Annotated in this window: 4 protein-coding genes and 1 pseudogene; all 5 read right to left on the reverse strand. The window is 35.6% G+C overall.

Features of this window, described 5'->3' with window-relative positions; all coding sequences use genetic code 11:
• Positions 1–52: 52 nt before the first annotated feature.
• Positions 53–190: pseudogene (locus tag Q5O86_RS04780) on the reverse strand (30S ribosomal protein S12); the annotation flags it as partial.
• A 109-nt stretch (positions 191–299) separates the two neighbouring features.
• Positions 300–2333, reverse strand: a complete 2034-nt coding sequence (locus Q5O86_RS04785; RefSeq protein ID WP_302626012.1) for a HAMP domain-containing sensor histidine kinase — start codon at positions 2331–2333, stop codon at positions 300–302.
• A gap of 12 nt (positions 2334–2345) precedes the next feature.
• The gene (locus Q5O86_RS04790; RefSeq protein ID WP_302626013.1) at positions 2346–3053 is read right to left on the reverse strand and encodes a response regulator transcription factor; all 708 of its coding nucleotides are present in this window, start codon (positions 3051–3053) and stop codon (positions 2346–2348) included.
• Positions 3054–3174: 121 nt separating this feature from the next.
• Positions 3175–4566, reverse strand: a complete 1392-nt coding sequence (asnS, locus tag Q5O86_RS04795; RefSeq protein WP_302626014.1) for an asparagine--tRNA ligase — start codon at positions 4564–4566, stop codon at positions 3175–3177.
• 40 nt (positions 4567–4606) lie between these two features.
• The gene (locus Q5O86_RS04800) at positions 4607–5458 is read right to left on the reverse strand and encodes a hypothetical protein (RefSeq protein ID WP_302626015.1); all 852 of its coding nucleotides are present in this window, start codon (positions 5456–5458) and stop codon (positions 4607–4609) included.
• Positions 5459–6327: the final 869 nt, after the last annotated feature.

The raw sequence follows: 6327 nt of genomic DNA on the forward strand, positions 1-6327 counted from the left end.
GTCTTTCTCGTCATCCATTCCCACATTTACCAACTCTGCTGTATATTTATGAAACACCACGCTTCTGTGGAGAAGCTGTATCGTTCATTTTCTTGTTCAAAGAGTTATAACTCTTTAACAAAGCAGGAGCAGTAGACTTCTTAACTGCTGTCTGACGTCCTTTTCTTACTAACTGGTTAAATGTAGGCATCCCTGTTTCACCTCCTGTTATTAGAATTATGTGTTAATTTGTTACACATACATGCAAAAGGGCACACTACTCCCTTTAAGCATGCCCTACTATTATATTCTGTTAAATTTTAAAAGTCAACCCTTTTCAATCGTAACTGTACTTTAAATAAATCTCCATCTAAAATAATCTGAAGACTTCCCTCCTGGCGCTCCATAATGCTTTTTGCAATTGACAATCCAAGACCACTTCCCTCCGTAGTTCTTGAAACTTCACCTCTCACAAAACGCTCCATCAATTCATCGCCACTAAAATTTAGCTTACCTTCTGAAATATTCTTCAAAGACACAACAGCCATGCTTCCTTTTATTTCTATATCAATATAAACTCTTGTGTTTGATAATGCATATTTGCAAATATTACTGTACAGATTATCAAGAGCTCTCCATGTCTTTCGACCGTCTGCATTAACATATATAGCTTCTTTTTCAAAATTTTTCACGATTTCTAAACTCTTATCGGCAAACCGCTCCTCATATTCAGCGAGACTCTGATTCACCAGCTGTACAATATCTATTTTTTCACATTGCAGTTCAATTACACCGGAATTTAATTTCGATGCCTCCACCAAATCTTCTGTCAACGTCTTCAGCCTTTGTGATTTTCTATCCAATATATCCAGATATGTCTTCGCCTTCGGGCTATCCAGTCCATCAGTTTTCAGCAAATCAATATAATTAATAATTGAAGTAAGAGGTGTCTTCAAGTCATGTGAAACATTTGTTATCAGTTCCGTTTTCATTCTTTCATTCTTAAGACTTGAGGCAACTGCCACCTCCAATCCGTCTCCAATATGATTAATATCTTGTGCCATCTTCTTATTGGAAACAAACTTTAATTTCTCATTTATTTTATAAGAAACCTGTCCTCCTGCAATTTTCTCAGCCCCCTCAATTAAAATCTCTTTTTCTTTAAAATAAACCCATAATAATACACATCCTGCAACAATTGGTGAAACAAAAACGAACAATACTATTATTTCACCGTTCAATACACTTACAAAAGCCACATCCGTAAAAAATATTACCGCAGCAATACATCCCCAGAGAATCGTTTTTCCTGTAATTTTTAAATTTCCATATATATTCACAGCAATATGTTTTATCCCCCTAAATATCGCCGCCATTAAAGTTGTCCTACACAAGCATTTGCATTTGATTCTTCTTGCAGCACTTTCACAAAGCTGTGTCAGACTTTCCACGAATATTAAAGCAAATATCACTCCTATGACAAGGACAACCTCTTCAGAATATAAATCCTCCAAAACCTTAATAGCGAAAATTGCTGCAATGCAAAAAATAGCCAACGCCAGGTCAATCCAAAGTTTATCTATCGGAAAAGTATGCGCTTTATCCCCTTTTTCCTTATGACCTGCAATAATCAAAAGCCAAACAAACAAAATCAATGAAACAACAACTAGGATTAAGGTAAGAATTGCCCACTTCAATGCCAGGTTAGCATCCTTTTGTACCTCCTCAGACGTAACCCCCTTCTCCTCAACATAATATTTCATTCGTCCGAGATGTGTATCATCCGATAAATTCTTCCTTACCTTTACCTCAATCTGAATATTATTTTTTTCAAAAAACTTTTTCATATCTTCCAGGTCAAATCCCCATGTAGAACCTCTATCGTCTACATAAACAAATTCCCCGCCCCATTCAAATTCAGAATCAAATCTATCCATATTAAGCAGTTTTTCGTTTATTTCTTCTTTAAAATAGAAACCATTCTTATCAAAGGCCGCCCTATTTTCATAGAACTTATTTTCCTCTCCCCCCTCATTCTTTCTGGTGATTTTTCCATCTGTCACACTCCAACAGAACCCCTCGTCCAGCCATTCTTTTTCAGGTAAAACTACGTCTTTAAATTTGTGGTTTTTACCTTCACCAAAAACATTTCTATAATTCATTTGTGCGTATACTTCAAAAATAACTGTTTTTAAATTATTGATATATGTATTTTCATATTCCTTTTGAGCATCCGATACAGTCATTCCCGTATATATTCCCGACCAAATATTGTGAGCAACAGTAAGACTCAGCACACTTGAAAATGTTAAAACCAAAATAATACAATGTAACACGACTCTTTTTCTTGTCATATCCCTCTCCTCCTATATAGAAACCCGTTCATTTTTCTCGATTTTATACCCCAGTCCCCACACAACTTTTAAATATCTTGGTTCCTTCGGGTTAATTTCGATTTTTTCGCGGATATGGCGGATATGTACAGCTACTGTATTATCAGCAGCAATCGCTTCCTCATTCCAGACACTCTCATAAATCTGCTCAATTGTAAATACTCTGCCGGGAGATTTTATCAATAATAAAAGGATATTGTATTCATACGGTGTTAGTTTTACCGGCTCACCGTCCACAGTTACTTCCTTATTCTCATCATTCACCTGTAAACCACCGACAACATACACATTATTTCGAGTCTCTGCAATTGCCCCTAATTTTGTATAACGCCTGATTTGGGATTTCACTCTCGCAATCAATTCCAGAGGATTAAATGGTTTCGTCACATAGTCGTCTGCACCGATATCAAGTCCTATCACTTTGTCTGAATCTTCTGACTTTGCCGACAAAATGATAATAGGAATACCGCTCTTTTGCCGTATTTGTATTGTTGCCCTGATACCATCCAGCCTCGGCATCATAATATCGAGCAATAAAAGATGCACTTCCTCAGTCTCGAGCTTTTCAAGCGCCTCCAGCCCATCATATGCTTTTATAACATTATATCCCTCTTTTGTCAGATAAATTTCAATTGCCTCGACAATTTCCTTATCGTCGTCACAAACCAGTATATTGTACATATCTTCCTCCATTTTTTTTGTAATCTTTTGATTACTTGAATATAGGATATAATAGAATTATTAATATAGGTTAAAAACAATTCTTAAGAAATTCTTAATAGGCACAAAAAACAAATCAATCCTAAAGCTCACAATTATTAACAGTCCTCGGAAATGGAATTACATCCCTGATATTTGCCATCCCTGTAAGATACATAATCATCCTCTCAAATCCAAGTCCAAATCCTGCATGTCTCGCTGTGCCGTATTTTCTAAGTTCCAAATAAAAATTATAGTCAGACTCATTAAGTCTCAATTCCCTCATACGTTCTTTCAACACCTCAAGATTTTCTTCCCTCTGACTTCCTCCAATAATCTCACCAATGCCCGGAACGAGACAGTCCATGGCTGCAACCGTCTTTTTATCTTCGTTCAATTTCATATAAAATGCCTTAATTTCTTTTGGGTAATCTGTCACAAAAACGGGTCTCTTAAAAATTTCTTCTGTCAAATATCTTTCATGTTCCGTCTGAAGGTCTGACCCCCAGCTTACTTTATATTCAAAATTATCATTATGTTTTTCTAAAAGTTCTATCGCTTCCGTATATGTTACACGCCCAAATTCTGAATTTACCACATGATTTAATCTATCCAACAACCCCTTATCCACAAAACCGTTAAAGAAATTCATTTCTTCCGGAGCATTTTCCAACACATATTGAATAATATATTTAATCATTGCTTCCGCAAGCTCCATATCATCCTCCAGGTCTGCAAAAGCAATTTCCGGCTCAATCATCCAAAACTCTGCCGCATGTCTTGTCGTATTTGAATTTTCTGCCCGAAACGTCGGTCCGAACGTGTATATTTTTTTGAACGCCATAGCATAAGTCTCTCCGTTGAGCTGTCCTGAAACAGTAAGATTTGCCGGCTTACCAAAAAAATCTTTAGAATAATCCACCATTTCATCCTCTGTCTTTGGCACATTGTTTAAATCCATCGTTGTTACCCGAAACATCTCCCCTGCACCTTCGCAATCACTCCCTGTTATCAGCGGTGTATGTACATACACAAATCCCTGCTCCTGAAAAAATTTATGAATTGCATATGCACACAGGGAACGTACCCTGAAAACTGCCTGAAACGTATTTGTTCGAGGCCTTAAGTGCGAAATCGTTCTCAAATATTCAAAAGAGTGACGCTTTTTCTGCAACGGATAATCCGGAGTACTCTCTCCTTCTATAAAAATCTCCTCTGCCTGAATTTCAAAACTTTGCTTTGCATTTGGAGTGGCAATTAATTTTCCTCTTACAATCAAAGCAGTCCCAATATTCATTTTGGAAATTTCCGAAAAATTATCCATCATATCATTGTAGACAACCTGCACCGGTAAAAAATATGTTCCATCATTCAGCATAATAAATCCGAAAGTCTTAGAATCCCTAATACTTCTAATCCAGCCTCCCACCTGTACCTCTCTGTCTATATATTTTTCTGTATCTTTATATAAATCTCTAATCTCCATCAGCTCCATAGCATCCTCCTATTTTTACATTAATAGTATATCTGCTTTTTTAATGATTATCAACAAACCCAACATTTACAAAAGAATCTCCACCATATGTAAATGCGTCAAATACATCTATCCCTAATTGTATCAGGGGCATTCCACTATAATAATATACATCTCTTAAAATGTTCCACTGTACTAAGTCATTCAAATTAACTCCATACTCTCCATATTGATTTTCTTTTAATTGCTCTACATTATCAATGCCATAATATTTTGCTAAATACTGTTTTAGCTTATCTTGTGCAACATAAACCCATTCAAAATCACTGCTCTTATCATATTGACTGTTCCAATAATCATCTAACCAGCTTACTATTCGCTCACTGTTCCATTCTGCCAGATATATTTTATAATCATCGCCATCCACATATAATTTAATATTATATTTTTGCCCTGTCTTTTTTACTCCTAGAATCAAATCGCACACATAATATGAAATATTCGTATCATAAATCGTATATAACTCTATATTTTTATACACAAAATATCCATTGGCACTTAAATCTATCCCCTCGAATTGTATTATTTTTTGAAGTTTTCCAAACCATTTTACAAATTCCTTTTGGATATTCTGCTCTATCTCCTGTTGTTTATTCTCACTGACTATAAAAGGCACCTGTACGACCTGTGCCTCTCTTTTCTTTGCCAAAATATCTCTCAATGTTTTCAGTTTCTCGACTGTAGATTTATTTACATTTGTATTCACTTCATATACACTATCACTTTCGGGGAACTTTATCTTACTTACATCTTTTTTATCTGTCAAATCATTAATAAACGTTGGAAGAAACAACGCAAGTACAACCAAAAACATAATTCCGATGACTGCTAATATTGTTTTATATATCTTCATATTCTCCTCTCCTTTCACTCAAGTTTCAGCGTTGTTTCATATTTTTTATGCGAACCGGCTCACATGGTATAGTGACATACACTGTAGTTCCCACTCCCGGCTTACTTCCAATTTTCCACTTTGCTTTATGAATAGACACTATTTTCTTACATAACGCCATACCTATTCCTGCTCCGCCTTCTTTTCTGGCACGGGATTTATCAACCATATAAAAAGCCTCCGTTATTTTTCTCAGTTCTTCTTTTTCCATTCCACATCCGTTATCCTGAACGGTTATCGTATACTTGTCTTTTTCCATTGTACCGGTCAGGACAATCATACCACCTTCGCTGACCGCTTTTCTTGCATTATCGACTAAATTATTAATCAAAGAAATTAACAATTCCTCATTCCCCATAACATAACCATCGCAGGCCTGAACTCTAAAATTGATATTTTTCTTTTTCAATGCCAGTTTCTCCAATTCACTTACCGATTTTAAAAGCTTTTTCATATTTATTTTATTGAAAATTATATTTTGTTTATCTAAAGAAATTAAATCCATCAGGGAAAAAGATAGTTTTTCCAATCGCTTTCCCTGAAAAAAGATATAATTAGAATATTCTTTTATTTCTTTCTCCTCCAGGTCCATAGACCTTAACATATCAGAATATCCTACAATTGCTGTAAGAGGAGTTTTCAACTCGTGAGCGAAACTGGCAGTAAAATCCTCCTGTCTTCTGGCAATATCTTCTAATTCTATAATATTTTCTTCTAATTTATCTGCCATACTATTAAAATTATCAATCAGTACGCCAACAGATCGGAAGAGCACACGTCAGAACTCCAGTCACATACGCAGATCTCGTATGCCGTCTTCTGCTTGAAAA

This window comes from uncultured Eubacterium sp. (assembly GCF_937958975.1).
Classification (GTDB): domain Bacteria; phylum Bacillota; class Clostridia; order Lachnospirales; family Lachnospiraceae; genus Eubacterium_G.

What these genes read in the sequence shown, in the direction of transcription:
- Q5O86_RS04785 (WP_302626012.1), bottom strand. Translation starts at nt 2,333, where the DNA reads ATGACAAGAAAAAGAGTCGTGTTACATTGTATTATTTTGGTTTTAACA.
- Q5O86_RS04790 (WP_302626013.1), bottom strand. Translation starts at nt 3,053, where the DNA reads ATGTACAATATACTGGTTTGTGACGACGATAAGGAAATTGTCGAGGCA.
- asnS (WP_302626014.1), bottom strand. Translation starts at nt 4,566, where the DNA reads ATGGAGCTGATGGAGATTAGAGATTTATATAAAGATACAGAAAAATAT.
- Q5O86_RS04800 (WP_302626015.1), bottom strand. Translation starts at nt 5,458, where the DNA reads ATGAAGATATATAAAACAATATTAGCAGTCATCGGAATTATGTTTTTG.